Source organism: Streptomyces misionensis, assembly GCF_900104815.1.
In the GTDB taxonomy this organism is placed as follows: domain Bacteria; phylum Actinomycetota; class Actinomycetes; order Streptomycetales; family Streptomycetaceae; genus Streptomyces; species Streptomyces misionensis.
This window is the reverse complement of the sequence record NZ_FNTD01000004.1, coordinates 5,040,574-5,066,559: the sequence shown is the minus strand read 5'-3', so window position 1 is coordinate 5,066,559 and position 25,986 is coordinate 5,040,574. Positions and strand designations below refer to the sequence as shown.

The following is a 25,986-nucleotide window of genomic DNA, read 5'->3' as shown; positions in this document are numbered from 1 at the left end:
GCGGGCCCGTGCACCTGCGAAAGCCCGACCGCGAGACCGCCTCGGCCGGAGCCGGGACCGGGCGCGAAGGCGAAACCGCCGGCCCCGGTTCCGGACGGGTGCCGTTCCTCCGGGCTGCCCTGGCACGCGTCCCGCTTCCGCTGCGCGGTCTGCGTCCCCGGCTGATCGCGGCCTTCGTCCTGGTGGCCACGGTCAGCGCGCTGAGCACCGGGGCACTGGCCTTCCGGGGAGCGCGCACGGGGGTGCTCCAGCAGAGCCAGGACGCCGTGATCAAGCAGTTCCGGACCAGTGTCAACGCCGTGGCCGTCTACACGCCCCCGGAGCCGGACGCCACGGAGCTCCAGCGGGCGGTGGACCAGGTGCTGCACGCCAACCCGGAACAGGGCTGGCGGGTCATGGCGACGTACGGCGACCGCCGCGCCTGGGCGCCGAGCGCCGACTTCGGCAAGCTGAGCCCGGAACTGCTGCGGTCCGTGCGGACCAGACGCGCCGCGGTGTTCCAGCGGGTGAACGCCGGCGGGCACTCCTACCTCGTCGTCGGGATGCCGGTCACGTACGCCACCGGCGCGGGCACGGAGCCCGGGCTGTCGGGAATGGCGATGTTCCTGGTGGTGCCGCAGAACACCGAAGAGGCGTACGACAAGGTGATGGTCGGCAACATCGAGCGCGCCACCCTGGTGGCCCTGTGCCTCGCCGTCGCCCTGGCGCTGCTGGCCGCGAGCGGCGTGCTGCGTCCCGTGCGGGCGCTGCGCGGTGCGACGCGCCGGATGGCGGAAGGGCACCTCGATGTCCGGCTGGCCGTCAGCGGCTCCGACGAACTGGCCGATCTCTCGCAGTCGTTCAACGACACCGCGGCCGCGCTGGAGCAGTCGGTGGCGGAGCTGCGCCGTCTGGAGGCCCAGGCGCGCCGCTTCGTCGCCGACGTCTCGCACGAACTGCGCACACCGCTGGCCGCCATGTCGGCGGTCACCGATGTGCTGGACGAGACCGCGCTCCACCTGGACCAGGAGTCGGGCCACGCGCTGCGGCTCGTGCGCGAGGGGACCAGCCGGCTGAGCACACTGGTGGAGGACCTGATGGAGATCTCCCGCTTCGACGCGGGCGCGATCGAACTCAACCTGGACGAGCTGGACCTGGCCGAGTCCCTGGCGAACACCCTCGCCGCACGCGGCTGGCAGGACCGGGTGGAGACGCGGGTGCCCGGACCGGGCGTGCTGCGCACGCGCGTGGATCCGCGGCGGCTCGACGTGGTGCTGGCCAATCTGGTCGGCAACGCGCTGCGGCACGGCGCGCCGCCGGTGCGGCTGACCATGGAGCGGGAGGAGCGAGCGGACGGGGCGTGGGCCGTCATCAGGGTGAGCGACAACGGGCCGGGGATCGCCGAGGAGGCGATGCCGCACGTCTTCGAACGCTTCTACAAGGCGAGCACCTCACGGACCAGGAGCCGGAACAGCGGACTGGGACTGGCCATCACCGCGGAGAACGTGCGGGTGCACCAGGGCCGCGTCAGCGCGGCGAACCTGCCCGGCGGCGGCGCGCAGTTCACGGTCGAACTCCCGCTGCGGCGCGACTCGGCCGACGGCGACGACACCGGCGGGAGTTCCCGGTGAAGGGCTCACGCACACCCGCACTGCTGGCCGGACTCGCCGCGGCGCTCCTGACGGCGTCCTGCGGGGTGCCCAGGTCCGGCGTCATCGAGGCCGGCGAACCGGCGAGCGGCATGGCCGCCCCCGACCACCAGTCCCCGCCGCCCACCATGACCCCGGTCTACTTCCTGCACGACGGCGAACCGAGGCCGTACCCGCGCGAGATCGACGGCCCCGGGGACTACGCGGGCGCCGTGCGCGTGCTGTTCGACGGGCCGTCCACGAGCGAGACCCCGACGGCCACCACGGAACTGCCCCGGCTGCCGGCCGCACCAAAGGTGACGACCGTCAACGACGACACCCTCTCCGTCCGGCTGCCCGGCGGTGTCCCTCCCCTCGGCCGCACCGCCCTGACGCAGCTGGTCTGCACGGTGGCCGGCGTACCCCGGCCACCCGCGCCCCAGCCCACGGCCCCCTCCGACGCCGCCTCCTTCGCGGCCACCGCCGCCCCCACGACTCCCCCGACCGTCCTCGTCCACGGAACCGGCTGGACGACGACCCGCTCCACCGCCTCGTGCCCCGATCAGGCCGTGCGCTAGGCCGTGTCCGACGGGTCGTGGAACCGCGTGGGCGTCAGCGCGGCGTGCGGCGGCGATGATGTGCGGGTGTTCTACGAAGATCTCAGCGAGTACACCTACCAGGACGTGGACACGTTCGGGGACAGGGAGTCGTTCCGCGAACTCTGGTACCGCCCCGAGTACATCCGTCTGAACGTCGGGTGGCTGCAAGCGGGCAAGCCGTACCCGACAGGGCCCGTGCCCGCGGGCTGCGTGGAGAAGCTGGAGGCCATCCAGCAGGTCCAGTGGATGAACGTCTGCCTCGGCGTCCACGAGTGCGACCTGTGTCCCGAGGCGGACGCCCCGGAAGGGAACGGGGAGATACGGATCCCAGGCGAGGCCGGCGTCGCCTACGCCGCCCCCTTCCTGATCACCCACTACATCACCGTTCACGGCTACCGGCCGCCTCAGGTCTTCGTCGACGCCGTCCTCGCCGTCGAACTCGGCGCGTGGGCTGCCGCACGGTGGCCCGACGTGCCCTTCCCATGGGTCCCGGAGAACGCCGAACACCTGCTGGAGTAGGGGCAGGCGAACCTCACCGGCGCGGCCGGAGCCGGGCCCGGCAGGAGCGGTCCGCGCTGGCCACCGACCATGCCCCAGTCGATCCGGCCCTCGGCGCCGGCCCGGACGCCCCGCGGGATCCTCTCCCCCGTGCCGTCCGCCGACCATCCGCGGTGACATTGCCACCACCCGCCCCACCCCATGGCGCTGTCGCGGCGAAACCCCTGGCGCACCGGCCGGACTTGCAAGGAGACTGCCCAGGTGAACGACCCCTGCCCCTGTCCCTGCCGCGGGCACCGCGTGCTGGACGCGCCGCCCCCCTCCCACGAGATCCGTCCAGGCCGCTTCCGGACCTCCGCGTCATGACCTCCCCCATCGACGCGCTCGTCCGGCAGCTCGACGGCAAGGCCGACGAGTCCTACGACGCCCGCGCGGAGCTGATCCGGATCGGCGCCGACGCCATACCCGCCGTCATCGACGGCCTGCCCTCGCTCGGCGCCTTCGGCCGGCTGACCGCCATCGAGGTCTTCGAGGAGGTGGGCGATCCCCGTTGCGGCCCCGCTCTCATCGGCCTACTGGACAGCGATCACCCGACCGTCCGCGAATGGGCGGCCATGGCCCTGGCGAGCCTGGAGATCGAGGGCGCCGTCGAGCCCCTGCTCCGCGCTCACCGCGCCTGCCTGGAACGGGCGACGCCACCGGACTGGAGCGAACCCGTCGGCATCCGCTGGGCCCTGACCGAACTCGGCGCACGCACCCCCGTCGTCCCGCCGCTGACCGCGCGCCTGCGAGTCACCACCGCGGCCGGCACCCCGGGCTGGCCCTCGGCCCGCTTCGCCGGGATCGTCGACGACCTGGCCGACCACGCCCAGGTGATCCTCTACTCCCAGTTCCGGCAGGTGGACGCCGGCCGTGCGTACGGCGTCTCCGGCCCCGGGCTGAACTGGGAACTCGACTGGACCGCCCCCTGGGAGCACCTGGTCGAGGAGTCCCGCACCTGGTCCCTCCTGGAAGCCTCCGAAGCCCCCGTCGGCGACGACATCCTCGTCGCCCCCACCTGGATCGACCGCACCGACCTGCACCCGGAGAGGTGACCGATGCCGTCCCGGCACCCCGAGGAGATCGGCTGCGGCCATGTGGTCGAGCGCTACGTGACGAGGATGTACGCGGGCCTCCCGCGCTACCTCGTACTGAACAGCGGGCGCTTCCTGAGCCCCCGGTGGCGGCACACCAACCGCTTCACCCGGCACCTGCTCGCTGACGCCGCCACGATCACCGACGAGGAACTGGAAGCCCTCCTCGAGTACGAATGGCGCTCGCGCCTCACCGCCGCCTGGCTGGTCGGCGTCGACCGCCGCGAACGGTTCCGGGCGCGCATCGGCGACCTGCTCCTGGCCAGCGAGGTCTGCTACGCCGGCAGCGCCTACTGCTTCGCCCTGGCGCGCTTCGGCACCCACGCCGACGCCGATATCCTCACCGCTTATCTCGACCACTACCTCCCCCGCACCGACCTCCACTACGACCAACCCGCCGCCCTGGGCGCCCTCCTCCGCCTGGACGCCCGCCTCGGCACCCACCACGCCGACCGTTTCACGGAGCCCAACGGCCTCTGGGACGAGTGGGTCAGGGGCGCGGAACACCAGGGCTACCCCAGCTATACCCCCGCTGAACAGCGCCGCTGGACGGACCTGCTCTGCGAGTTCGCCAACGGTTGGGCCCGCAGGTAGTCGGGACGCAGCCCGCTCGCCGGCCCCCCACCTCAGCGGAACTCGTGGATCACCTGGATCTCGCCGACGATGTGGGCGTTGAAGTCGTCCAGCTTCTCGGCCGGAACCCAGAGCTCGAAAATCGTCTGTCCGCCGGCCTGCTGGACGGGATACCGCCTCAAGTACTCCGACTCGACCTCGAAACGAGTGACGAAACCGGCGCCGTCGTGCTTCACGTTCCAGTCCCGCGCGATCCTGACCGCGTAGTCCTCGTTGAGGACCGGGTAGAAGATCGGCTGCTCCGGCAGCCGGGGCGGCCAGGCACGCCAGTTCAGCTCCCGAACGAGATCCAGCTCCTTGGGACCGGTGGGGCGCCACAGGGTCGTCGTCGCTTGCCGGCTGGTCATCCGTATCGTTCTCTGAACATGGGCCACCGATCGGTCCGGCCGGCCAGGAGACCGGACGATACCGGCACCGCGCACTCGACAGCTACGCGATTCACACACCGGCCCCCGGGCTGAAGCGAGCCCGCGGCTCGTGTCGTAGGCCGGCTGTCAGGGGAGACCACCGAACCGTTACTGCCTGGCGTCGCCGCTCCCCCGCGCGGACCGAAGTCGGCACGCTGCGGCACCCACGCGGACCGCGAAAGGCCGCCCAGCCCGCGCCACGGCGGGTCGGACGGCCTTTCGCCGGACGTGTCAGACGTTGAAGCGGAACCTGTAGTGCAAAGCTCCCACCTGTGGAAACGCTGGTTTCCTAGGGATCATCCCAGCACCATCCCATCACGGGCGTTCCATTCCAGAACCGTGCAGGCCAGCCAGCCCCCGTACGCCTACACAGCCGAATGCTGGGATTCCTGTCGTTCTCGACCTTGTCGGCGAAAGCGTCTGCACCCGCCAAATCCACCCGACGAGGAAACGACCTCTCCCGCTGCCGCCCGCACCTGCCGCCTGGCTCCCGGTAGCGCACCGTCCACCCATGCCGACACCGCGGGCGATCACAGGGAAAGTTTCGGGCAGCATCGACGACCATACCGCGCTATGGTTGATGTATGGCTACCAAGAAGGTGACTATCACTCTCGACGAATCTCTGGTCGAAGCCCTGGCCGGAGCTGCCGAGGAAGAAGGCATCCCGCTCTCCCGCCTCGTTGCCGGAGCAGCCGAACGCGAGCTGCGCCTGCGGGCCGGCCGGGCTGTCATCCAGGAGTGGCAGGCAGAACACGGCGCCTTCACCCCGGAAGAGCTCGCCGCCGCCCGCGCGGACCTTGCCGCCGCCGACGCCGAATACCTCAGCGGCCCGGGAGTCTCGGCCGCGTGAACATCCCCTACCTGTACGACGCCGGGGCGCTCATCGCCATCGACAACGACGACCGACGCATGTGGGCCCGCCACAGCCTGGCCCTCGAAGACGGCCGGGACATCCACATCCCCTCCATCGTCGTCAGCCAGGCATGGCGGGACTCCCGCCGCCAGGTCAGACTCGGCAAGTTCCTCGCCGGGTGCCACGTCGTACCCGTCGGCATCGAAACCGCCAAAGCTGCAGGCATCCTCTGCGGCAAGGCCGGCACCTCCGACATCGTCGACGCCACCGTCGTGACCATGGCAGCCAGCCTCGGCGCCATCATCTGGACCTCGGACCCAGACGACATCCGCAGCCTGATCGACGCCCAGGACATCAAACCGGCCACTGTAATCCGCACCGTCTGAGCACCGATCGTCTCCGACGACCAGCCCGTACAGGCTCAGAGATCGCCGAGGCGGAGACAGGTGCGGCCACCTGCTCGCGTAGCGTTCTTAGTGCCCGCCGACACGACGTTCTCCCCATCGTGACCTGCACTCTCCCCGAAAGGGTGAAAGGCTCGCCCTACATGCACCGCCACTATTGGCATCGACGCTGAAATCGTCACCGCCCTCTCGATCAAAGCCCGTTACAGCCAGGCCCCGCAATGATTCATCTGGCGCGGCTTGTAGCGGAATGAGGGAATCCAAATACTGAATCCACCCGACACCCCGAGGCACCTAGATCGCCACCAAACAGGGGAACATCAGTTCGTGAACGATGAATTTCGGCCTGTGGCTCAATCATGAGCGAAGGAAGTCGTCGAGCCGGGTATCCGAGGATTCCCCTTACGGCGGTGTAGGGGGTGCTAGTGTGACTGATTGTGTATCACGATCTGCCCCACCCGCCTCACTTGCCTGATGAAGGACTGGTTCGCCGCGTCAAGGCACTGGCTTGTACAGCACCGTTGCAGGCATTGGATCAGCGCAAGGCATCGCTGGATTGGGCAGATGCCAAGGTCTATCACATGGCCGAAATCGCGTTGCACACGATCGACCAGGTCACCATCGCGATGGACTTCGACGCCGGAGCCGAACATGCCAAGGTACTTGAACAGGTAAAACACTTCGTCGCGGCTCAGGCGCCCGACAGAGACGACGCCGAGCACGCCGCTGTGGCCGACTGGGTACTCCAGCGGCTGATCAATGTCGGCACCATCGAACGTGGATTCTCCTGGCACTACGGGCTTGTCGGAGACGAGGGAACCTACGACCGCTTCGAGTTCGACTTTAAATTGCTGGTGGAACAGTCGACATCCGACGGGTTTTCACTGCGGGCCACCGACGAGGCCATCAACGTACTCGTCGGCGCATTGGACACAGACGTGGAATCCGCGCAGATCGCCGCCGAGGTCAAACTCGACAATCTCATCAGGCGCGGTCGGCTCGCCGACGCCAAACTCGCCGCCGAACAGGCCAGGTACCGCACGGTCCAATATGGAGAGACACTACGTCGCTACCTCGATGCCACCCGTCGCGACGTTCGCACGGTGGACTGGGAACGGGTGGTACCAGACCTGCTCTTGGACGCGCTTGAACACATCGAGGGCCGCTACACGGCGGAACACGCCATCCTGACCAATATCACCGCCGCGCGGGACGACTCTGACGATCCGCGCCACAAGCAGCGGGCAGCGGAGCTCGTGGAGATCGTCCGCGACTGCATCCGCCGTCATATGCAGCTCCAGAAAGCCGTACAGGAAGCGGGCGATCAGTTCCGTTCCGAACAGGACCGTCAGCTGTTCTCCGGCGAACCGCAGCGCGCCGCACTCCACTTGCACGGACAACTACTGGTACCGCTACTTGGACTTCCTGTGGGCAAAGCACTCGGGCCGGTGTACGACTTCTTTCGTGGGGCGGTCGCCCCGGCACCCCCCGAAGTTCCCACGCTGCCGTCACTCGTGGAGCGTCTCCTGCAACGGCCCTCGGAGCCCGAGAGATTCGCCGGCGAGGTCCGAGATCCTCAGTTCGACCCCGTACCGGAACGGGAATTGTTCACTCCCGAACATTTCAGGCTAGCGAGCGAGATCCTCTCCCTGCCCGGTGGCTCCGCGTTTCTGAGCGAGTTGCTCGCACGTGCGCGCCGCCATGAGCCCCAGGTCGCCCGGCTGGTGATGCATCGGGCAGCACACGCTTTCAACCCGTCCGTCGGTGACGCGGTACGTGAGCACGTACCTGAGGTGTTGATCGCCGTACCCACCGGGGATCCCCTGCACAGCCCGCAGTTCGGCGGCGATGAACTGTGGCTCACGAAAGCAGGCGTAAGGCCAGTCGTTCCAGGATCGGAGGAACCGGGTACGGCTCAGCACGAGGAGTTCGGTGATGAGATCTCGCTTCACGGATGACGACGCCGAGCAGGCCGCGCAGCTACTCGCTTTCGCGATGCGCCCTCGGCTGCTGCCGAGTCGCGACAACGCCTATCGAGAGCTTCTGCGCCGCTACCGGCACGACGGCGCGTTCCGAACGTTGACCGGACGGATCGCCGCCGGTCTGGGGCTCAGGGTACTGGGGGAACACGAGGACATCGGCCTCGCGATCGCGGCCGACGGCGGTTCTCCCTTCGAGACCAGGATGGAGACCTACGCCCGCCGCACCCAGAAGGAAGGCGGCTACGCCGAGCGCTTTCTGCACGGCATCATCCACCTTGCTGTCGCCGCGGTGTCCTTTCCCCGGCCGGACGACCTCGCTGAAGACGAGTACGTCGGCAGGGTCAGTGTCGACGTGGTCGACGCCGTCGTTCGCGAAGCCTGCGACCGGTTGCGTGAAAAAGCGGCGTCCCGTGAGGAGTCGGCCGACGTACCCAGTGACGCACCGGAGCTGGAATTGGCGTGGCACGCGTATGCCAACCGTCCGGAGGCATTCCCCACCAAGGACAAGCGTCGAGCGATGAACACCACCAAGGGCATGGTTTCCCGAGCTCTAAACTTCCTCGCGGAGCAGGGCTTCCTGACGCCGATGAAGAACGCCGGTGAGGACGTCTTTCAGACCACACGGCGTTACCAGCTTCAGGTGCGTGAACTTGCGGCCACCAGCGCTTTCGAGGAGTTGGTGGCGCTGGGCGTAGTCCTTCCCATGGCTGTGACGACCGGACCGGGAACCGTGGCGGAGGCTCCAGAGGATGTATGAACTGTCCCGAGTGCTCCTGCAGTCCGTCGGGCCCAAGGCGGCACGCTACGAGAACGTCCTCCTGGACTTTAGCGGCGTCGGAGACCCTATCGCCGACCGCCCCGCCACCTTGTTCAGTGTCAGGGACGAGCAACCTGTCCGGCGCCCCTCCCCGGCCACGGTGCTCTTCCTTGAGAACGGCGGCGGCAAGTCTGTACTGATCAAGCTGATCTTCTCAGTCCTGCTGCCCGGACGCCGTCAAGTGGTGGGTACCCGTGATCCTCGCGCGCTGAGCGGATTCGTACTCGACAACGATGTGGCCCACATCGCGCTGGAATGGACACACACCCGCAGCGGGCGTCGACTGGTGACCGGCAAAGTCGCCGAGTGGCGCCGCCTCAAGGCGACTCAGGACCCGTCCGACTTGATGGAACGCTGGTACCACTTCCGCCCTACACGGGAGACCACACTCGACACTCTCCCTGTGGCCGAGGACGGACGATATCTGCGGCTGGCCGACTTCATCGGCGAACTCGATGAGGCCCAACGGGCTGATCCTGAACTTGAGTTCAATCATTTCCGCGTTCAATCCGAGTGGACAGAACGACTCACAGACCTCGGCTTGGATCCCGAACTCTTCCGCTACCAACGGGCAATGAACGCCGGGGAAGGTGAGGCGGCCGACGTCTTCTCCTTCGCCAGCGACGCTGCTTTCGTAGAGTTCCTGTTGTCAGCCGTGGTGCCCACCGGACCGGCACAGGATCTCGCCAACCTGCTGAGCTCCTACGGCGACAAGCTCGGCAGGCGTGGTGCGCTGACCTTGGAACGGGACTTCGTGGCCGGCGCGCTGGAGTTCCTCGAACCGCTGGCCGGCATCCACATCACCGCTCTCACTGCCCAGGAGGAACAGCGGGCCGCGAGGAAGACGCTGGACGCCTTTGTCCGTTCGGTGAAGGTACGCGCGTTCCGTGAGGTCGAGGCCGCCAAGGCGAGCGAAGAGGTTGCCAAACGCCTTGGCGGCGACCTGCGCCGGGCCGTGCTCCACCACGAGAAGCTCGCGGCCGCTGCCCGTGAACTGGGACGCCTCACAGCTTTGTTGAAGCTGACCGAAGCCGAGGAGGAACAGCAGAAGGCCCGCGTCGCGTGGAACCGAGCGCAGGAGACCGAACGAGCCTGGAAGGTCGTACCCCGCCTGGCCAAGAGCCTGGAAGCGACCGCCAACGCGAACCGGTTGCGTGAGCTGGTCCGGCGTACTGAGGAAGCCGCCCTTCCGGCACTTCAGGCCCGGGACGCCGCGCTGGAGGTTCTCGTCGGGGCATTGCGCACCATGTCACGGCGCCTCACTGAGCAGGCGGAGACGGCGCGGCATCAGGCAGAGAGCGAACGCACGCTGTCCGAGCAGGCTCAGACCGAGCACAACGCGGCCGTCGGCCTGGCTGCCGAGCACCGGGCGCAGGCCAAGGCGCTCGACACCCGTATCCAGGAAGTGCGGGACGCCCTCGCGGACGCTGTACGCCACGGTCTTCTGAGCGACGGCGTGACGGCTCGTGACGCCGCGCGGCAAGCCGAGGAGGAGGCCTGTAAGAACGCCGAGGAGATATCCCGTCTGGAATCCGCCGCCGAGGACGCGGCGGGGCTTCACGATGCTTCCCACCGAGCTTGCCGAGCCGCTGAGCAGACTTTGGCCGAGGCCCGGCACTCTCTTGATCTGGCCCGCCGCGACTGGACGAGAGCCGACGAGCGCACGCGTGCCCTGGAAGCGGAGATCCAGCCGCTCGCACTCCTGGACATCGAACGTCTCGACCTTGAGGTAGATGCTCCCAGGCTGGTGGGCAAGCTCGCTCAGCGACGTGACGCCGCGGATGTGGCAAGGACCGAGATCCGTATCGCCATGGTCCGTGACGAACGTGCCAGGCTCGCGTTGGAGACGAACGAACTGCTGCCGCCCTCCCCGGAGGCCGCGGAAGCGTGCGAGACTTTGCGAGAAGCCGGTGTCGACGCCTATACCGGCTGGGACTACCTCGCCGGTCTGCCCCGGGTCGAGCAGCGCCGTGCACTCATCGAGCGCGTGCCGCATCTGGTCACGGGCGTACTCCTGAACGATCCCGAGCAGACGGCGCGGGCAACGGAGATCCTGGTCGCCCGGAAGCTGTGGCCCAGCACGCTGGTGGCGCTGGGCACCACCACGGACATGCACGAACCCATCGCATCACTCTCCGGGCTGGATTTCGTGGTGCCTCCGCATCCGGCGCTGTACGACGAGAGAGCAGCCGCGGAGGAGCGGCTCGCTTTCGGTCGTCGTCATGACGAACACCGCGCGCGGATCGCCGAGTGGGACGCTCGGCAACGTATGTTTCTCTCGCTGCTCAACCGTCTAGAGGAGTGGCGGGTGGACTTCCCTGAAGGAAGGCTCGCCGAACTGCGTGAGATCGTCACCGTCCGGGTGCAGGCTCACGACGAGGCCCAGGAGGCGCTGACCGAGCAGACCGAGAAGCGTGAGGTTGCAGCCGCCCGTCTCAAGACCATCCGCGAAGCCATTCCGCCGCTTCGTACGGCACAGTCGGCGCTGGAAACCCGTAAGTCCACGTTGAGTGCGCTGGCCAGCCAGGAGGAGCGGATCCCCGACTGGCAGACCGCTGTGGACCAGGCTCGGACGGCGGAGGTTCGAGCACGAGAGGCCGCTCAGCAGGCGGAAACAGCTGCCGAAAGTCACCGGGCCGCCAGCGCCGAGCACGTGCGCACGATGGACCGTCTGACCGGCTCCGCACACCGTATGACCGCCGAACTGAATGAGCTTCCGGGCGCCGACGCCGTTACGGAAAACAGGACAGAGGTTCCGGCGGAACCGCTCCCCGTGCTTCGCCGTGCCTACGGGGCTGCGGCCATCGAGTATGAACGCGCATCTGTCGGTGCCGACCTGCTCCTCGACATGCGTCAGGCCGAGCAACGCGAGAAGCAAGCGGCGCAGGAGCTGGGTGATGATTCACCCGAAACACAAGCAGCCGCCCAGGCGTTGCTGACCGGTCCTGACGGAGTGGACGGCGCGAGCCGGGCCGCCGCTCAACGCCGTGCCGAACAGGCGGTCTCCGACTGCCAGACCTCACTGTCCGAGGCGGACGCGAGTGTCGCGGAACATCGAGCGGTCCTCAAAGACTTTCCGGAACCACTCACCGACGTGGACCTCACTCCCTACGGCCCACCTCTGCACGTCTTACACGGTATGCGTCTGATTGAGGCGGCAGAGCACGATCGGGACGAGGCAGAACGTACCCGGCGCGAACTCGCCTACCACAGCGAGCGTGCCGAGCGCACCGCCGCCGCCCTGCGCTCCTCCGCGAAGAACTTCACGGACCTGATCACCGTCTTGTCCCGGTCGGGCGAGCCCCGCGAAGACGACATACCGTACGAGGGCGGTGTCTCGGCCGCCCGGGACCGGCACACCGTACTGAAGACCGAGTACGACCGGATCGGGACAAAGGTCGAGACGGCACTCGCCGAAGAACGAACGCTGACCGACCAGCTGGTCGGGTTCGCCGCGGACGCGCAGTTCGGGGGGCTGCCCTCCCCCAGCCGCACCGTCATCCAGTCTTGTCCTCGTGCCGAACTGCCGGCGCGGGCGGCCGAATGGAGCGATAGCCTTCGCCCCAGACTGCGTAGCCTCACCGTGGACCTGGACTCCATCGAACGGCACCGCCGGCAGATCGTGCTCCAGCTGTGCCAGCAGGTGCAGGAGGCACTGCGGACCTTGAAGCGGGCGCAGTCCCTTTCCCGGCTGCCCAGGGGGCTGCAGGAGTGGTCCGAGCAGGAATTCCTGCGGATCCGCTTCACCGAGGTCTCCGAACAGGCGCTGGAGGACCGGCTCGGCACCGTCGTGGACGAGACCGCCGAAGCCGTGATCCACAGAAAAGAGATCAAAGGGGACGGCCTGGCCTTGCTGTTACGCGGCGTGACCGAAGCAGTGGCCCCTAAGGGGTTCCGGGTGCGGATCCTCAAACCGGACGCCGTTCTACGGACGGAGCGGGTGCCCGTCTCGGCCATGAAAGACCTCTTCTCGGGCGGCCAGGTGCTGACCGCGGCCATCGTCCTCTACTGCACCATGGCAGCGCTGCGCGCGAACGAGAAGGGCAGGGTGCAGCACCGCCGGAACTCGGGCGTGCTGTTCCTGGATAACCCGATCGGTCGCGCCTCGGCCGGTTATCTGTTGAGGCTTCAGCAGTCGGTCGCCCGCGCGCTGGGTGTCCAACTCGTCTACACCACAGGGCTGAACGACCTGGCGGTCCTGGACTCGTTCCCGCTCGTCATCCGTCTGCGCAATGACGCCGACCTACGCGCACACCGCATGTACCTCACCGTCGTGGGTGACAGGAGGAAACATCTCCTCGAGCCTCTTGAGGAGGGCGAGAACCCGGTGATCACGTCCATCAGGTACCACGCCCGTGCCGACGCAGAGCACAACCACCACCAGGATCCCGGGGAAGAGAGCGTTGACCGATCTGAGTCGTCCCGCGCGTGAGCTGCTGAGCGCGCTTCACGAACACGCCCATTCGCAGAAGAAGTGGGACGGCACGCGTAAGACGAGCGTCTCTCTGCCGGAGTTGCGCCGTGTCTTCCGTACGGTGCCCCATCCGAAGGTGGAGGACGAGCTGGAGTCGGTGGTTCTGAGGCGTCATCTGGACGAGCTGTACGAGTGCGGGGCCATCACGGCGATGAAGGGCGACGACGGGGAGAGAATTCCGTTACCGAAGGGCGTGTGGGTGCTGCCCACCCACCAGGCGGCGAAGAAGGTGCGGGAGCCGCTTCCACCCTTGCATCCGAACATGCGCAAGGTGGCCGGGTACTGGGACAACGCCGCGCCCAGGACCCGGATCGGCTACCGCGCGGTCAACAACTGGTTCCTCTCCGAGCCTGATATGACACCTGCACCGAAGCGTGAGCGTGCCCTTGACATCTTCGGTAGTCGCACCTATTCGGGATGGTTCGATGCCGAAGAAAAGGCGTTCGACGAGTTGGGCGGTCCGTTCTTCTCAGACCGGGAAGCTCTGTACAAACTCTTGCAAATGTATTCGGCACCGCCTCAAATCCTCACCGAGAGACTCATCGCAGAGAGCGACGGTTACTACGGGCGCATCGGCGACGGTGACGTTCTCCTGGTCGTAGAGAACGTCACCACATGCTGGTCGTTGATAGAGGCGTTGGACGGGATGAAGGACCACACAGTCGGCTACGTGGCCTGCGGGATGGGAAGTTCGTTCTTGGCCTCACTCGCCGGCGTCAAGATGCTTCGACGCGGCAAGATCGCGGAGATCCGCTACTTCGGCGACCTCGACCCGACCGGATTGTCAATCCCGGCGGCGGCTGCCGAGGAGGCCGCTAAGGACAACGACCTCCCCGCAGTTCTGCCTGCGGTCGGGCTCTATGACGCGCTGCTTGGCACTGGCACCCCGTTGCCGCGCAAGGAGAGACGCCTTACGGCGCAACAGGCAACCGGCCGAGTCCGATGGCTTGATCCTTCGCACCAGGCCATGGCGACTGCGCTGTTGTGCGGCGAAGATCGCCTCGCCCAGGAATGGGTCAACCTGCGGTATCTGAAGTCGAACAGCGAGTGGCTCAGGGGCATGCACAGATGAACGAGAGTTTTGCGCTCCCGCACCGTGATCCGAGTTTCCTCGGACGGTCCGAACTGGTGGACGATGCGCTTCCCGGCTATCTGGACCGGGCAGACGACGGCGTACCGGTCGTACTCAACGGGCGAGTGGGCATCGGGAAAACAATGGTGAGCAGTGAACTGGCTCATCGGCTGCACTCTCGGTACGCAGACGTGAGCTGGATCGACGTGACAACTGCCGGTTCTGGTCAACCGGCGGAGCGGATCGCCGCCTGCCTGACCACCGTCCACGGGAGAACGGGACCTCATCTTCTGGTGTTGGACGGGGTCTCGGACCCGGACGACGTCGTCCGGTGTCTACCTCGGGACGAAACCAGAGTACTAATCACATCGCGGGCCGACACGGGGGTCTGGCATCGGATCGCTCATGTCGTCCAGGTTCCGGTACTGCCCCGCGAGGAGTCGGTACGCCTGCTGAGGAAACGGGTCCATGGGCTCACAGAGGCCGATGCCATGCACCTGGCCGGCGCGTTGGACGACCTGCCGCTTGCCATGGACAACGCAGCGAGTTGGTTGACGAGCGGCATGACGCCGGGACAAGTGCTGGAACAGTTGAAGTCGAGTGCTTCGAGAATCCTCAGCGGGTATCGGTCATCCGATTTCCCAAGGTCGCTCGCAGGCCGGCTGTCGAAGGCAACGAGTGTGCTTGCTGCCGGAGCAGAGGAAGACCGGCGGATGCTTCATCTCCTTCACGCACTAGCCGTTCTCGGACCCGCTCCTTTTCCTACCCGTGCATTGAGGGGGGACCGATGGGAAGTATCGGATTCGGATGCGCAATACCTCCTGACTATTTGCGACCTGCATCGCAGACTGGGAGGTCTACGTGATCGAGGGCTGGTGATTTTACAGACTGGCGTGGCGAGACTCGATGAAATCAGTGGTGCAGTCATCCGTGACCTTCTCGTCGCCCGACCTGAAGACGAGGCCGCCGCCTTCGCAATGGCGGAACAGTTGTTGGTGGCAGCGGTGCCAGAGCGCGCCGCAGTGGAGGGAGCGTGGGGCGACTGGGCGCTGGTGACTCCATCCGTCCTCGCTCTCGATCCTGCGCGTGTCCACACGAAGCCTGGTCGCAAAGCGATTCTTGACACATACGATTACTTGGTGGACAGCGGCAGATACAAGGAGGTAATTGACAGTCTAGGAAATCTTCGCACTGCATGGGAGGAGCACTTCGCGCAATGTCGTGCCGATGAGCTGGTGGTGATGTCAGCGCTGGCTCGCGCCCACTTCGGACGTGGGCACTACGAAGACGCCGAGCGACTCAACTTGCAGGTCTACTGGGAAAGGGAGAGAAACCTGGGGCCGAGCGATCCCAGCACCCTGGTTGCGTCAGCGTATTGCGCGCTCGACCTCGGCGCCAAGGGCCACCACTCTGACGCGTGCCAGCTTGCCAAAGATTCCTGGCTGGAGCAGTGCAAGATTTTCGGCGAGGAAAGCCGACCAGCGATGCGTGCGGGAAGCTACCTGGCACGGCTTCAGACACCACAGGACCCCAACCTCGCTTACCGACTGGGCCTGCGTATTCATCGCTTCCAAATTACCCACCTCGGTGTCCGCCACCAGCACACCCTGGACACAGCCCACCACCTGGCGCTCTGTCTCGTCGCTCTGAACGACTTCCGGAAAGCTCTCCCCCTACTGGAAGAAACCCTGAAGTATCGGCAGGAGACCTTGCCATCCGGCCATCCAGACACTCTCTGGACCGCCGCACACTCCTACCTGCTATCGGCGGACCTGGGTCGTCCAGTGCACCAACCGGCCCTACGGTGGGCCTGCGACGGCCTTCGCAGGATTTTCGACAGGGATCACCAAGTCGTACGCCGCTTGATGGCAATGGTCAAGTATTGACCAGACAGCTGGCATCTCGGTAAGCAATGGGAGCGGGAGAATCCCTGCGGGGAGCTCACCGTACCCGCTTCATTCGTCAACTACACCGCGGCGTCAAGCAGAAGACACGGCATCGGGATTCGAGGTGGTAAGACCACCTCGACAGCACGGAGTATCAGCACGTCAGAGCGCCACGACAGCCTCCAGTCCACCGGGTCGGTGGCCTGTCGACATCGCCGCCGGTACGCGACGGGTCGAAGAGGATCGCTCGCCCGGCATGGAAGGGGCCGAGCTCCCGAGAGGGCTCGACCCCGGACGCACGCATTGCATTAACGTGCAGTGATTCACCGATCACACGTTGAACCTGAACTCCACCACATCCCCGTCCCGCATCACATAGTCCTTGCCCTCCATGCGCGCCTTGCCCTTCGCGCGGGCCTCCGCGACCGAGCCGGCGGAGACCAGGTCGTCGAAGGAGATGACCTCGGCCTTGATGAAGCCCTTCTGGAAGTCGGTGTGGATCACACCGGCGGCCTCGGGGGCGGTGGCGCCCCTCTTGATGGTCCAGGCGCGGGATTCCTTGGGGCCGGCCGTGAGGTAGGTCTGGAGGCCGAGGGTGTTGAAGCCGACGCGGGCCAGGGTGGCGAGGCCCGGCTCCTCCTGGCCGACGGACTGGAGGAGTTCGAGCGCCTCGTCCTCGTCCAGCTCGGCGAGGTCCGCCTCCAGCTTGGCGTTGAGGAAGATCGCCTCGGCCGGGGCGACCAGGGCGCGCTGCTCGTTCTTGAAGTCCTCGTCCGTCAGCTCGTCCTCGTCCACGTTGAACACGTAGAGGAACGGCTTGGTGGTGAGCAGGTGCAGGTCGTGCAGCAGCTCGGCCCGCTCGGTGCCCTGGACGATGCCGTGCGCGAAGAGCGTGTCGCCCTTCTCCAGGATCTCCTTGGCCTCCTCGACCGCCTTGACCTTCGGCGCGACGTCCTTCTTGATCCGGGACTCCTTCTGGAGCCGGGGCAGGACCTTCTCGATGGTCTGGAGGTCGGCGAGGATCAGCTCGGTGTTGATCGTCTCGATGTCGTCCTTGGGCGAGACCTTGCCGTCGACGTGGACGACGTTCTCGTCCTTGAAGGCGCGGATCACCTGGCAGATGGCGTCCGACTCGCGGATGTTCGCGAGGAACTTGTTGCCCAGGCCCTCGCCCTCGGAGGCGCCGCGCACGATGCCGGCGATGTCCACGAAGTCGACCGTGGCCGGAAGAATGCGCTCCGAGCCGAAGATCGAGGCGAGCTGGGCGAGGCGGCCGTCGGGGACGCCGACGACGCCGACGTTGGGCTCGATCGTGGCGAACGGGTAGTTGGCCGCCAGCACGTCGTTCTTGGTCAGGGCGTTGAACAGGGTCGACTTGCCGACATTGGGCAGGCCGACGATTCCGATCGTGAGCGACACGTTGCGACTTCCCGTGGATGAGAGGGCCAGGAGCTGGGGGCTGCCAGGCCCTAGGAGGACACTGGCCGATCCACCAGTCTACGGCGTTCCGCGCGGCGGCCTCCCCGGAGCGTCGCCGGTCCGGTCAAGGTACGCCGCTCGGCGTGTCTGGGGAGCGACTGGGCACATAAACAGACCTAAGTTGGTCCAATGGAGCAGCACAGAACGCGACCCCCGAACGACGGACGGCGGCGCCCCGCGCCCCGCGCCCAGCTGCCGCCGCAGGCCCGGCGCCGCCCGGGCGGACCGGAGGCGGGGCGCGGCGCGGGCCGGCCACGCCCGGCCCGGCCGGTGACGCCGGGCCGGCGGCTGCCGAACCCCCGGCTCACCGGGCTCGGCGGGGGGCTGTTCTGCGTGGCGGTGATGTTCCTGCTGGGCTGCCTCGACCAGCTGCTCCTCGACGGCTCGCTGCCGGTGTACGGCGTGCTGTTCCTGCCGGTGTGCGTGCTGACCGCGCTGTGGGTGCGGGCCGGGGACGTGCTGACCGCGCCGGTGGCCGTGCCCATCGCGTTCGCCGCCGGGCTGCTGGTGGTCGCCGACGGGCGCGAGGGGCTGCTCGGCCGGCTGATGGGTCTGGCGACCGGGCTGGCCACCCAGGCCGGCTGGCTGTACGGGGGGACGCTGATCGCCGGGGTGATCGTGCTGGTCCGCCGGGTGCAGTGGGTGCGGCGGCGCAGGAAGCGCTGCTGAGCCGCCGCGTCCGGCTAAGGCCGCTGCTGCGCCGCTCTCATCGCGGCGCCCACGATCCCCGCGTTGTTCTGGAGCTGCGCGGGGACGATCTCCGCCTTGACGCCCTTGATGTGCGGCAGGAACTTGTCCGCCTTGCGGCTGACGCCGCCGCCGATGATGAACAGCTCCGGCGAGAACAGCATCTCCACGTGCGCGAGGTACTTCTGTACGCGGCGCGCCCACTGCTCCCAGCTCAGCCCGTGGTCCTCCTTGGCCTTGCTGGACGCCTTCTTCTCGGCGTCGTGACCGCCCAGCTCCAGGTGGCCCAGCTCGGTGTTGGGGACCAGGACGCCGTCCACGAAGACGGCGCTGCCGATGCCGGTGCCGAAGGTGAGCAGGACCACGGTGCCCGCGCGGCCGCGACCGGCGCCGAACTGCATCTCGGCGACGCCCGCCGCGTCCGCGTCGTTGACCACGGTCACCGGGAGGCCGCCGAGTCTGCCGCCGAACAGGGCGCGCGCGTCGGTGTCGATCCAGCTCTTGTCGACGTTGGCCGCCGTACGGACCACGGCGCCGCCGGTGACCACGCCGGGGAAGGTCAGCCCGACCGGGCCGGTCCAGCCGAAGTGGTCGATCACCTGCTTCACCCCGTCGGCCACGCCGTCGGGCGTCGCCGGGTGCGGGGTGAGCACCTTGCAGCGCTCCTGGGCGAGATCGCCCCTGTCCAGGTCGACAGGGGCGCCCTTGATGCCCGAACCGCCGATGTCCACGCCGAAGATCTGCATGGCACCACGTTACGACGGGCCACCGACGGTCACGCCCGGGAGGCCGCGATCACTCCTCGGCGGCGCCCGAACCGCCGCGCTCGGCGACCAGGGCGGCCGCCTCGTCGCGCAGGTCGCGGCGGAGTTCCTTGGGCAGCGAGAAGGTGATGGACTCCTCGGCGGCCTTGACGATCTCCACGTCCGCGTAGCCGCGCTCGGCGAGCCATTCCAGGACCTGCTCGACCAGCACGTCCGGGACGGAGGCGCCGGAGGTGACGCCGACCGTGGTCACGCCCTCCAGCCAGGCCTCGTCGATCTCGTCGGCGAAGTCCACCAGGTGGGCGTCGCGGGCGCCGGCGAGCTTGGCGACCTCGACCAGCCGCTTGGAGTTGGAGGAGTTGCGCGAGCCGACCACGATGACCAGCTCGGCCTCGGCGCCCATCTGCTTCACGGCCAGCTGGCGGTTCTGCGTGGCGTAGCAGATGTCGTCGCTGGGCGGGGAGACGAGGCCGGGGAACTTGGTCTTCAGGGCGTCGACGGTCTCCATGGTCTCGTCCACGGAGAGGGTGGTCTGGGACAGCCAGACGACCCGCTCGGGGTCGCGGACCTCCACCTTGGCGACGTCCTCGGGGCCGTCGACCAGCTGGATGTGGTCGGGGGCCTCGCCGGAGGTGCCGATGACCTCCTCGTGGCCCTCGTGCCCGATCAGGAGGATGTCGTAGTCCTCGTTGGCGTACCGGACGGCTTCCTTGTGGACCTTGGTGACCAGGGGGCAGGTGGCGTCGATGGTGGCGAGGCGGCCCTGCTTGGCCTCCTCGTGCACGACGGGGGCGACGCCGTGGGCGGAGAACATGACGATGTTGCCGGGGGGCACCTCCTCCGTCCGCTCGACGAAGACGGCACCCTTCTTCTCCAGGGTCTGTACGACGTACTTGTTGTGGACGATCTCGTGTCGCACGTAGATCGGGGCACCGTACTGTTCCAGGGCCTTCTCGACGGCGATCACGGCGCGGTCCACGCCGGCGCAGTAGCCCCGGGGGGCGGCGAGCAGGACACGGCGGCCAGGCGAAGCGGTCATGGTCCCATCGTAGGGGTCGTACGGCGGCGCCGGGATCGGTACGGCCCCGCACGGCTGCGGCCCGGCGGCTCTGTCGGTGCCGGCCGCTACTCTCGGGCGCATGGCTTTGAAGACGACCCCCGAGGCGCCGTTGCCGGTCGGCGAGGTCTCCCGGCTGATCGGGGGATGGATCGACCGGCTCGGCGCGGTGTGGGTCGAGGGGCAGATCACGCAGTTGTCGCGGCGGCCCGGCGCCGGCGTCGTGTTCCTGACGCTGCGCGACCCGTCGTACGACATCTCGGTCAGCGTGACCTGCTACCGGCAGGTGTTCGACGCGGTGGCCGACGTGGTCGGCGAGGGCGCCCGGGTCCTGGTGCTCGCCAAGCCCGAGTGGTACGCGCCGCGGGGCCAGCTGTCGCTGCGCGCGGCGGAGATACGGCCCGTGGGCGTCGGCGAGCTGCTGGCCCGCCTGGAGCAGCTGAAGAAGGCGCTCGCGGCCGAGGGGCTGTTCGCGCCGGAGCGCAAGAAGCGGCTGCCGTTCCTGCCCCAGCTGATCGGCCTGGTCTGCGGCCGGGCCTCCGCCGCGGAGCGGGACGTGCTGGAGAACGCCCGGCACCGCTGGCCCGCCGTCCGCTTCGAGGTGCGCAACGTCCCCGTCCAGGGGGTGCACGCGGTGCCGCAGGTGGTGCAGGCGGTGCGGGAGCTGGACGCGATCGAGGACGTGGACGTGATCATCGTCGCCCGCGGCGGCGGCAGCGTGGAGGACCTGCTGCCGTTCTCCGACGAGCAGCTGGTGCGGGCGGTGGCGGGGTGCCGTACGCCCGTGGTGTCCGCGATCGGGCACGAACCGGACACCCCGCTTCTCGACCTGGTCGCCGATCTGCGCGCCTCCACCCCGACCGACGCGGCCAAGAAGGTCGTACCGGACGTGGGCGAGGAGCTGGCGCGGGTGCGGATGCTGCGGGACCGCGCCCGGCGTTGCGCGCACGCGCTGCTGGACCGCGAGGAGCGCGGCCTGGCGCACGCGCTGGCCCGGCCCGCGATGGAGGATCCGCACCGGATGGTCGACGAGCGCGCCGACCACGTGGCCTCGCTGGCCGAGCGCGGCCGGCGCACCCTGGGCCATCTGCTGGACCGCGCGGACTCGGAGCTGGCGCACACGCACGCGCGCGTGGTGGCCCTCTCCCCCGCGGCCACGCTGAAACGCGGCTACGCGGTGCTCCAGCGGGCCGACGGGCACGTGGTGCGCGATCCGCGGGAGGTGTCTTCGGGCGAGGCGCTGCGCGCGCGTGTCGCCGACGGTGAATTCAAGGTGAGGGTGGGCGAATGACGGACCGGACCGAAGAAGCGCTCTCGTACGAGCAGGCGCGGGACGAACTGATCGAGGTCGTACGGCGGTTGGAGGCGGGCGGCAGCTCGCTGGAGGAGTCCCTGGCGCTGTGGGAGCGGGGGGAGGAGCTGGCCAAGGTGTGCCGGCGCTGGCTGGAGGGGGCGCGGGCCCGCCTGGACGCGGCGCTCGCGGAGGAGGAGGCCGAGGAGGAGGGCGAGTAGCCTCGCGAGCGGGGTGGCTGTGAGGACTATCACCTCACCACGGCGTTTGTTGAATGTTAAACCTCGCGTGGCGTAGGGTCGTGCCGTCAGCCGCGGTCCGGGAGCGGACCGTACGCACCCCGAGGAAGGCACGCATGTCTCTCGTCCTTGACCCCGCCGCCCAGGATCTGCTGTTCCGCGAGGCCCGCACCGCGAACACCTTCACCGACGAGCCGGTGAGCGAGGAGCAGGTCCAGGCGATCTACGACCTGGTCAAGTACGGCCCCACCGCCTTCAACCAGACCCCGCTGCGCATCGTCCTGGTCCGCTCCCCCGAGGCCCGCGAGCGTCTGCTGCCGCACATGGCCGAGGGCAACCGGGCCAAGACCGCGACCGCCCCGCTGGTCGCGATCCTCGCCGCGGACAACGAGTTCCACGAGGAGCTGCCGGCCCTGTTCCCGGCGTTCCCCGCGGCCAAGGACGCCTTCTTCGCCGAGCGCACGGTCCGTGAGCGCTCCGCCGCGATGAACTCCGCCCTCCAGGCCGCCTACTTCATCGTGGGCGTGCGCGCCGCGGGCCTCGCCGCCGGCCCGATGACCGGGTTCGACTTCGAGGGCGTGCGCAAGGAGTTCCTGGACGACGACCACACCCCGCTGATGATCGTCAACATCGGCAAGCCGGGTCCGGACGCCTCCTACCCGCGCTCCCCGCGCCTGGCGTACGAGGACGTCGTCACGACCGTCTGAGCCGCCCCCGGCGACAGGAAGAGGCCCCCGGTGACGCCGGGGGCCTTCCTTTTTTGCGCGGGGGTTCTCGGTGCGGGGGCGGTCGACCGGCGCGCGCCGGGCGCTACGAGGCGGACGGCGTCGGCACCGGCGTCTTCGCCAGCTTCAGCGCCGACACCATCTTCGCGAGGTCACCGAAGGACCCGGTGCCCGCGACCACCGTGGTGGAGCCGGGCGTGTCCTCCAGGACGAGGGCCTCGTAGCGGCCGCCGGAGTAGCGGGTCCAGGTGCGGCCGTCGATGTGCTCGGCCCGCTGGGTGGCCTTCGCGCCCTGGCTGGCCTGGTCGATGAAGGCGTCCCGCTTCTGCGTGGACTGCTCGATCTGGACATACTGGGCGTCAGGGGTCTGGAAGCCCAGGTGCCAGTAGTCGCCGTTCGCGCCGTCGTAGCTGACGGAGGTGGCCTTCCAGGAGTCGGGCAGGCCCTCGGGCGCCGCCACCGGATAGCTCGCCGCCCTGCGGGCCGTGAGCAGCTCGACCCGGTAGTCGACCCGCTTGAGGTCCGGAGCGTGATTGTCGTGCGGGATGGCGAGGAAGTAGACGACCGCCGCCGCGATGCCGATCAGGGCCAGGGAGAGGATCATGTCCCGGGCCGTCTTCTGCTTGCCTTTCGAACCTGCCACGCCCCCTATCGTCGCAGGTGCCCCAAGCGCTCAAACGTGGGGTCCCCTGCTCATTTTGTCTGCCTAACGATAGAGTCATGGCCAAGACCCTCATCCGGCCGTCGCCGTATCAGAAAGGTGCGCCCCGATGACCGAAAATCATCACCTGCCCTCCGAACTCGATGTTCCTGCCGAGGCTCCCGACCGCAACCTCGCCCTGGAACTCGTCCGGGTGACCGAAGCCGCGGCGATGGCCGCCGGCCGCTGGGTGGGGCGCGGCGACAAGAACGGCGCCGACGGCGCCGCGGTGCGTGCCATGCGGTCCCTCGTCTCCACCGTCTCGATGAACGGCGTCGTCGTCATCGGCGAGGGCGAGAAGGACGAGGCCCCGATGCTCTTCAACGGGGAGCACATCGGTGACGGCACCGGCCCGGAGGTGGACATCGCCGTCGACCCGATCGACGGCACCACGCTGACCGCCAAGGGCATGCCGAACGCGATCGCCGTGCTGGCCGCCGCCGAGCGCGGCGCCATGTTCGACCCGTCCGCCGTGTTCTACATGGACAAGCTGGTCACCGGCCCCGAGGCCGCGGACTTCGTGGACATCGACGCGCCGGTGGCCGTGAACATCCGGCGGATCGCCAAGGCGAAGAAGGCCACGCCGGAGGACGTCACCGTCGTCATCCTGGACCGGCCCCGGCACGAGGGCCTGATCAAGGAGGTCCGGGAGGCCGGCGCGCGCATCAAGCTGATCTCCGACGGCGATGTCGCCGGCTCCGTCTACGCGCTGCGCGAGGGCACGGGCGTCGACCTGCTGCTCGGCATCGGCGGCACGCCGGAGGGCATCATCTCGGCCTGCGCCGTGAAGTGCCTGGGCGGCACCATCCAGGGCAAGCTGTGGCCCAAGGACGACGCGGAGCGCCAGCGGGCGATCGACGCGGGGCACGACCTGGACCGGGTGCTCACCACCGACGACCTGGTCTCCGGGGAGAACGTCTTCTTCGTCGCGACCGGCATCACCGACGGCGAGCTGCTGCGGGGCGTGCGGTACCGCTCGGAGACCGCGCTGACCGAGTCGATCGTGATGCGCTCGAAGTCCGGGACGGTGCGCAGGATCGACTCCGAGCACCGGCTGAGCAAGCTGCGCGCGTACAGCGCGATCGACTTCGACCGGGCGAAGTAACCGGCGCCGGGCCTGTCCGGCCATCCGCGTCGCCGCCCGCGGGGCGGCCGCGCGGTGTCGAACAGGCCCGCCAGGGGGCGCGGGGCCCTCCCGCGACCGCGGCTCCGGGTGGCTCGCCGCGCGGTGCCCCGCGTCTTGGGAGCAGGACACCGCACCCCGCGCCGGCACGGTGCCCGGCGCGGCTCAGCCGGCTATGCGGTCCTGCGCCGCCACGCGCGCCGCCTTCTTCAGGTCCAGGTCGCGGCGGCGGCGCCGTGCCAGGACCACCCTGCGCTCCGCCGCCGTCAGACCGCCCCAGACGCCGTAGGGCTCGGGCTGGAGGAGGGCGTGTTCGCGGCACTCGACCATGACCGGACAGCGGGCGCAGACCCGCTTGGCCGCCTCCTCGCGGGACAGCCGGGCGGCGGTCGGTTCCTTCGACGGGGCGAAGAACAGGCCCGCCTCGTCACGTCGGCACACCGCCTCGGTGTGCCAGGGCGCGTCCTGGTCCCGCTCCCGCGCCGGCACCCGCTGGGCCGGTACGGCAGCTACCTGCACGGACGAATGCGGCGGTTGCAGCACGGTCTGCTCCTGACGACGGCTTCGCGAGCGAGAGACGATGCAGCAAGGCCTACCCGCTGTACGCGGGCCTATGCACTGCGTCCCCAACGGCCGGTGCGCGGCGGCTCGTTCACGCCCCCGGCCCCTCGCCGGGAACCGGCCCGGAGCCTTCCGGTCACCGGCGCGTTCGCGACCGTCAACGGTCCAGGTGTTTGCGCAACTTGCGGTCGATCTTGTCGTGAACCCGCTCCATGATGTCCTCGACGAGCTTGCCGCGCCGGGGGCGGGCCTCCACGCTGCCGAGTACGGCCCAGCCGTCGACGTAGACGACCGGCGCGTCGGCCTGCGGGGAATCGAGCGCGGACACCTCGAAGCTGCCGAGGACACCGCCGCCGCCGCCGCGCAGCGTCACGTTCTCCGGGACGCGGACCTGGACGTCGCCGAAGACGGAGACGGCCTTGATCACGACCTGCTGGTACTCGAAGATCGCCTCGCTGAGGTCGATCTCCACGCTGCCGAAGACCGCGTACGCGTGCAGCCGGCGGCCCGGGCGCCAGCGGCCCCGGCGGACCGTGCTGCTGAGCACGGCCACCACGTTGTCGGACTCCGCGGGCATCGAGTCCGCGGGACGGGGCGGCACCGGGGCGGGGCCCGGGGCACTGCGCTGCGCGGTGGGCAGGTCCTGGACGAAGACCTCCAGTTCGCCGACCGTCTTGGCGTTCAGCACGCCGTCCACGCGCTCGGCGTGCTCGTCGGCGGTGAGCCGGCCCTCGGCGAGGGCCTCGCGGAGGATGTCGGCGACCCGGTCGCGGTCGGCGTCGGAGGCGCGCAGGGCGGAGACGCCCGGTGCGGCGTCCTGGGTTCGGGCGGGCTTCTGAAGGTCCACGGCAGCAGCCTACCGAAACGCGATAGATCGCGACTAGGGTTCGGGGCGACCCGACTGAGCCTTACCTCACAGGTTCGTGTTTCCCGGCAGGTTCTAGGCTGGTGGGGCCCGCCAGCGTCGGCGGGCGCCGTCCGTCACAGTGAGGAA

The 25,986-nt window shown here is 68.5% G+C and carries 24 protein-coding genes; 17 read left to right on the top strand and 7 right to left on the bottom strand.

Going from position 1 to position 25,986, the window contains the following annotated elements; translation table 11 throughout:
• Window positions 1–8 precede the first annotated feature (8 nt).
• The 5 genes from BLW85_RS24820 to BLW85_RS39490 all read left to right on the top strand — a co-directional run bounded on the left by BLW85_RS24820 (window position 9) and on the right by BLW85_RS39490 (window position 4,431).
• The gene (locus BLW85_RS24820; RefSeq protein WP_425275347.1) at window positions 9–1,610 is read left to right on the top strand and encodes a sensor histidine kinase; all 1,602 of its coding nucleotides are present in this window, start codon (window positions 9–11) and stop codon (window positions 1,608–1,610) included.
• Entirely contained in the window at window positions 1,607–2,185 is a 579-nt protein-coding gene (locus BLW85_RS24815) for a GerMN domain-containing protein (protein WP_074993148.1), read from the top strand. Before BLW85_RS24820 ends, BLW85_RS24815 begins: the two co-directional genes overlap by 4 nt.
• A gap of 66 nt (window positions 2,186–2,251) precedes the next feature.
• Window positions 2,252–2,725: a DUF7919 family protein gene (locus tag BLW85_RS24810; RefSeq protein WP_074996198.1), complete on the top strand. Its 474-nt coding sequence runs from the start codon at window positions 2,252–2,254 to the stop codon at window positions 2,723–2,725.
• 341 nt (window positions 2,726–3,066) lie between these two features.
• Window positions 3,067–3,798, top strand: a complete 732-nt coding sequence (locus BLW85_RS24805; RefSeq protein ID WP_074993147.1) for a HEAT repeat domain-containing protein — start codon at window positions 3,067–3,069, stop codon at window positions 3,796–3,798.
• Window positions 3,799–3,801: 3 nt separating this feature from the next.
• Window positions 3,802–4,431, top strand: a complete 630-nt coding sequence (locus tag BLW85_RS39490; protein ID WP_079172413.1) for a DUF6000 family protein — start codon at window positions 3,802–3,804, stop codon at window positions 4,429–4,431.
• Between the two features lie 32 nt (window positions 4,432–4,463).
• Here the strand turns inward: BLW85_RS39490 and BLW85_RS24795 are convergent, their stop codons facing one another.
• Window positions 4,464–4,817: a hypothetical protein gene (locus BLW85_RS24795; protein WP_074993146.1), complete on the bottom strand. Its 354-nt coding sequence runs from the start codon at window positions 4,815–4,817 to the stop codon at window positions 4,464–4,466.
• Window positions 4,818–5,461: 644 nt separating this feature from the next.
• Between BLW85_RS24795 and BLW85_RS24790 the strand changes: the two genes are divergently transcribed.
• From BLW85_RS24790 to BLW85_RS24760, 7 genes are all read left to right on the top strand, one after another.
• Complete coding sequence (locus BLW85_RS24790) at window positions 5,462–5,728, top strand: hypothetical protein (RefSeq protein WP_074993145.1); 267 nt, start codon at window positions 5,462–5,464, stop codon at window positions 5,726–5,728.
• Window positions 5,725–6,117, top strand: coding sequence for a PIN domain-containing protein (locus BLW85_RS24785; RefSeq protein WP_074993144.1), 393 nt, complete (start codon window positions 5,725–5,727; stop codon window positions 6,115–6,117). Before BLW85_RS24790 ends, BLW85_RS24785 begins: the two co-directional genes overlap by 4 nt.
• A 548-nt stretch (window positions 6,118–6,665) precedes the next feature.
• Entirely contained in the window at window positions 6,666–8,093 is a 1,428-nt protein-coding gene (locus BLW85_RS24780; protein WP_244174911.1) for a hypothetical protein, read from the top strand.
• Window positions 8,071–8,874: a hypothetical protein gene (locus BLW85_RS24775; protein WP_074993142.1), complete on the top strand. Its 804-nt coding sequence runs from the start codon at window positions 8,071–8,073 to the stop codon at window positions 8,872–8,874. The genes BLW85_RS24780 and BLW85_RS24775 overlap by 23 nt, the downstream gene beginning before the upstream one ends.
• Window positions 8,875–8,884: 10 nt before the next feature.
• Entirely contained in the window at window positions 8,885–13,366 is a 4,482-nt protein-coding gene (locus tag BLW85_RS24770) for a coiled-coil domain-containing protein (RefSeq protein WP_074993141.1), read from the top strand.
• On the top strand, window positions 13,338–14,480 hold the full coding sequence (locus tag BLW85_RS24765; protein WP_079172412.1) for a hypothetical protein: 1,143 nt from the start codon (window positions 13,338–13,340) through the stop codon (window positions 14,478–14,480). Before BLW85_RS24770 ends, BLW85_RS24765 begins: the two co-directional genes overlap by 29 nt.
• Window positions 14,477–16,366: a tetratricopeptide repeat protein gene (locus BLW85_RS24760; RefSeq protein WP_167381431.1), complete on the top strand. Its 1,890-nt coding sequence runs from the start codon at window positions 14,477–14,479 to the stop codon at window positions 16,364–16,366. Before BLW85_RS24765 ends, BLW85_RS24760 begins: the two co-directional genes overlap by 4 nt.
• Before the next feature lie 330 nt (window positions 16,367–16,696).
• Here BLW85_RS24760 and ychF read toward each other — a convergent pair whose 3' ends face one another.
• A complete protein-coding gene (gene ychF, locus BLW85_RS24755) occupies window positions 16,697–17,785 on the bottom strand; it encodes a redox-regulated ATPase YchF (RefSeq protein WP_074993138.1) in 1,089 nt (362 codons plus the stop codon).
• A 189-nt stretch (window positions 17,786–17,974) separates the two neighbouring features.
• Between ychF and BLW85_RS24750 the strand changes: the two genes are divergently transcribed.
• Window positions 17,975–18,514, top strand: a complete 540-nt coding sequence (locus tag BLW85_RS24750; RefSeq protein ID WP_177330117.1) for a DUF6542 domain-containing protein — start codon at window positions 17,975–17,977, stop codon at window positions 18,512–18,514.
• Window positions 18,515–18,528: 14 nt separating this feature from the next.
• Here BLW85_RS24750 and ppgK read toward each other — a convergent pair whose 3' ends face one another.
• Together ppgK and BLW85_RS24740 are read right to left on the bottom strand one after the other, a co-directional pair.
• Window positions 18,529–19,278: a polyphosphate--glucose phosphotransferase gene (ppgK, locus tag BLW85_RS24745; protein WP_070029070.1), complete on the bottom strand. Its 750-nt coding sequence runs from the start codon at window positions 19,276–19,278 to the stop codon at window positions 18,529–18,531.
• A gap of 49 nt (window positions 19,279–19,327) precedes the next feature.
• Window positions 19,328–20,335, bottom strand: coding sequence for a 4-hydroxy-3-methylbut-2-enyl diphosphate reductase (locus BLW85_RS24740; RefSeq protein ID WP_074993137.1), 1,008 nt, complete (start codon window positions 20,333–20,335; stop codon window positions 19,328–19,330).
• 100 nt (window positions 20,336–20,435) lie between these two features.
• Between BLW85_RS24740 and xseA the strand changes: the two genes are divergently transcribed.
• From xseA to BLW85_RS24725, 3 genes are all read left to right on the top strand, one after another.
• Window positions 20,436–21,644 (top strand): exodeoxyribonuclease VII large subunit, encoded by a 1,209-nt coding sequence (gene xseA / locus BLW85_RS24735; RefSeq protein ID WP_070029074.1) that lies wholly within the window; start codon window positions 20,436–20,438, stop codon window positions 21,642–21,644.
• A complete protein-coding gene (locus BLW85_RS24730; RefSeq protein ID WP_070029076.1) occupies window positions 21,641–21,865 on the top strand; it encodes an exodeoxyribonuclease VII small subunit in 225 nt (74 codons plus the stop codon). Before xseA ends, BLW85_RS24730 begins: the two co-directional genes overlap by 4 nt.
• Before the next feature lie 134 nt (window positions 21,866–21,999).
• Complete coding sequence (locus BLW85_RS24725; RefSeq protein ID WP_070029079.1) at window positions 22,000–22,590, top strand: malonic semialdehyde reductase; 591 nt, start codon at window positions 22,000–22,002, stop codon at window positions 22,588–22,590.
• Between the two features lie 103 nt (window positions 22,591–22,693).
• On the opposite strand, the gene BLW85_RS24720 is transcribed toward BLW85_RS24725, so the two are convergent.
• A complete protein-coding gene (locus BLW85_RS24720) occupies window positions 22,694–23,251 on the bottom strand; it encodes a DUF4245 domain-containing protein (protein ID WP_074993136.1) in 558 nt (185 codons plus the stop codon).
• A gap of 127 nt (window positions 23,252–23,378) precedes the next feature.
• Between BLW85_RS24720 and glpX the strand changes: the two genes are divergently transcribed.
• Complete coding sequence (glpX, locus tag BLW85_RS24715; RefSeq protein ID WP_070029082.1) at window positions 23,379–24,413, top strand: class II fructose-bisphosphatase; 1,035 nt, start codon at window positions 23,379–23,381, stop codon at window positions 24,411–24,413.
• A gap of 183 nt (window positions 24,414–24,596) precedes the next feature.
• Here the strand turns inward: glpX and BLW85_RS24710 are convergent, their stop codons facing one another.
• On the bottom strand, window positions 24,597–24,974 hold the full coding sequence (locus BLW85_RS24710) for a WhiB family transcriptional regulator (RefSeq protein WP_070029086.1): 378 nt from the start codon (window positions 24,972–24,974) through the stop codon (window positions 24,597–24,599).
• Window positions 24,975–25,149: 175 nt separating this feature from the next.
• Window positions 25,150–25,839: a DUF1707 SHOCT-like domain-containing protein gene (locus BLW85_RS24705; protein ID WP_074993135.1), complete on the bottom strand. Its 690-nt coding sequence runs from the start codon at window positions 25,837–25,839 to the stop codon at window positions 25,150–25,152.
• Between the last annotated feature and the right edge of the window lie 147 nt (window positions 25,840–25,986).

Bases quoted from the DNA above. Each gene is read 5' to 3' on its own strand.
- xseA (WP_070029074.1), top strand. From the start codon at position 20,436: ATGGCTTTGAAGACGACCCCCGAGGCGCCGTTGCCGGTCGGCGAGGTC.
- BLW85_RS39490 (WP_079172413.1), top strand. From the start codon at position 3,802: ATGCCGTCCCGGCACCCCGAGGAGATCGGCTGCGGCCATGTGGTCGAG.
- BLW85_RS24725 (WP_070029079.1), top strand. From the start codon at position 22,000: ATGTCTCTCGTCCTTGACCCCGCCGCCCAGGATCTGCTGTTCCGCGAG.
- BLW85_RS24730 (WP_070029076.1), top strand. From the start codon at position 21,641: ATGACGGACCGGACCGAAGAAGCGCTCTCGTACGAGCAGGCGCGGGAC.
- glpX (WP_070029082.1), top strand. From the start codon at position 23,379: ATGACCGAAAATCATCACCTGCCCTCCGAACTCGATGTTCCTGCCGAG.
- BLW85_RS24775 (WP_074993142.1), top strand. From the start codon at position 8,071: ATGAGATCTCGCTTCACGGATGACGACGCCGAGCAGGCCGCGCAGCTA.
- BLW85_RS24805 (WP_074993147.1), top strand. From the start codon at position 3,067: ATGACCTCCCCCATCGACGCGCTCGTCCGGCAGCTCGACGGCAAGGCC.
- BLW85_RS24795 (WP_074993146.1), bottom strand. From the start codon at position 4,817: ATGACCAGCCGGCAAGCGACGACGACCCTGTGGCGCCCCACCGGTCCC.
- BLW85_RS24750 (WP_177330117.1), top strand. From the start codon at position 17,975: ATGGAGCAGCACAGAACGCGACCCCCGAACGACGGACGGCGGCGCCCC.
- BLW85_RS24790 (WP_074993145.1), top strand. From the start codon at position 5,462: ATGGCTACCAAGAAGGTGACTATCACTCTCGACGAATCTCTGGTCGAA.
- ppgK (WP_070029070.1), bottom strand. From the start codon at position 19,278: ATGCAGATCTTCGGCGTGGACATCGGCGGTTCGGGCATCAAGGGCGCC.
- BLW85_RS24740 (WP_074993137.1), bottom strand. From the start codon at position 20,335: ATGACCGCTTCGCCTGGCCGCCGTGTCCTGCTCGCCGCCCCCCGGGGC.
- BLW85_RS24760 (WP_167381431.1), top strand. From the start codon at position 14,477: ATGAACGAGAGTTTTGCGCTCCCGCACCGTGATCCGAGTTTCCTCGGA.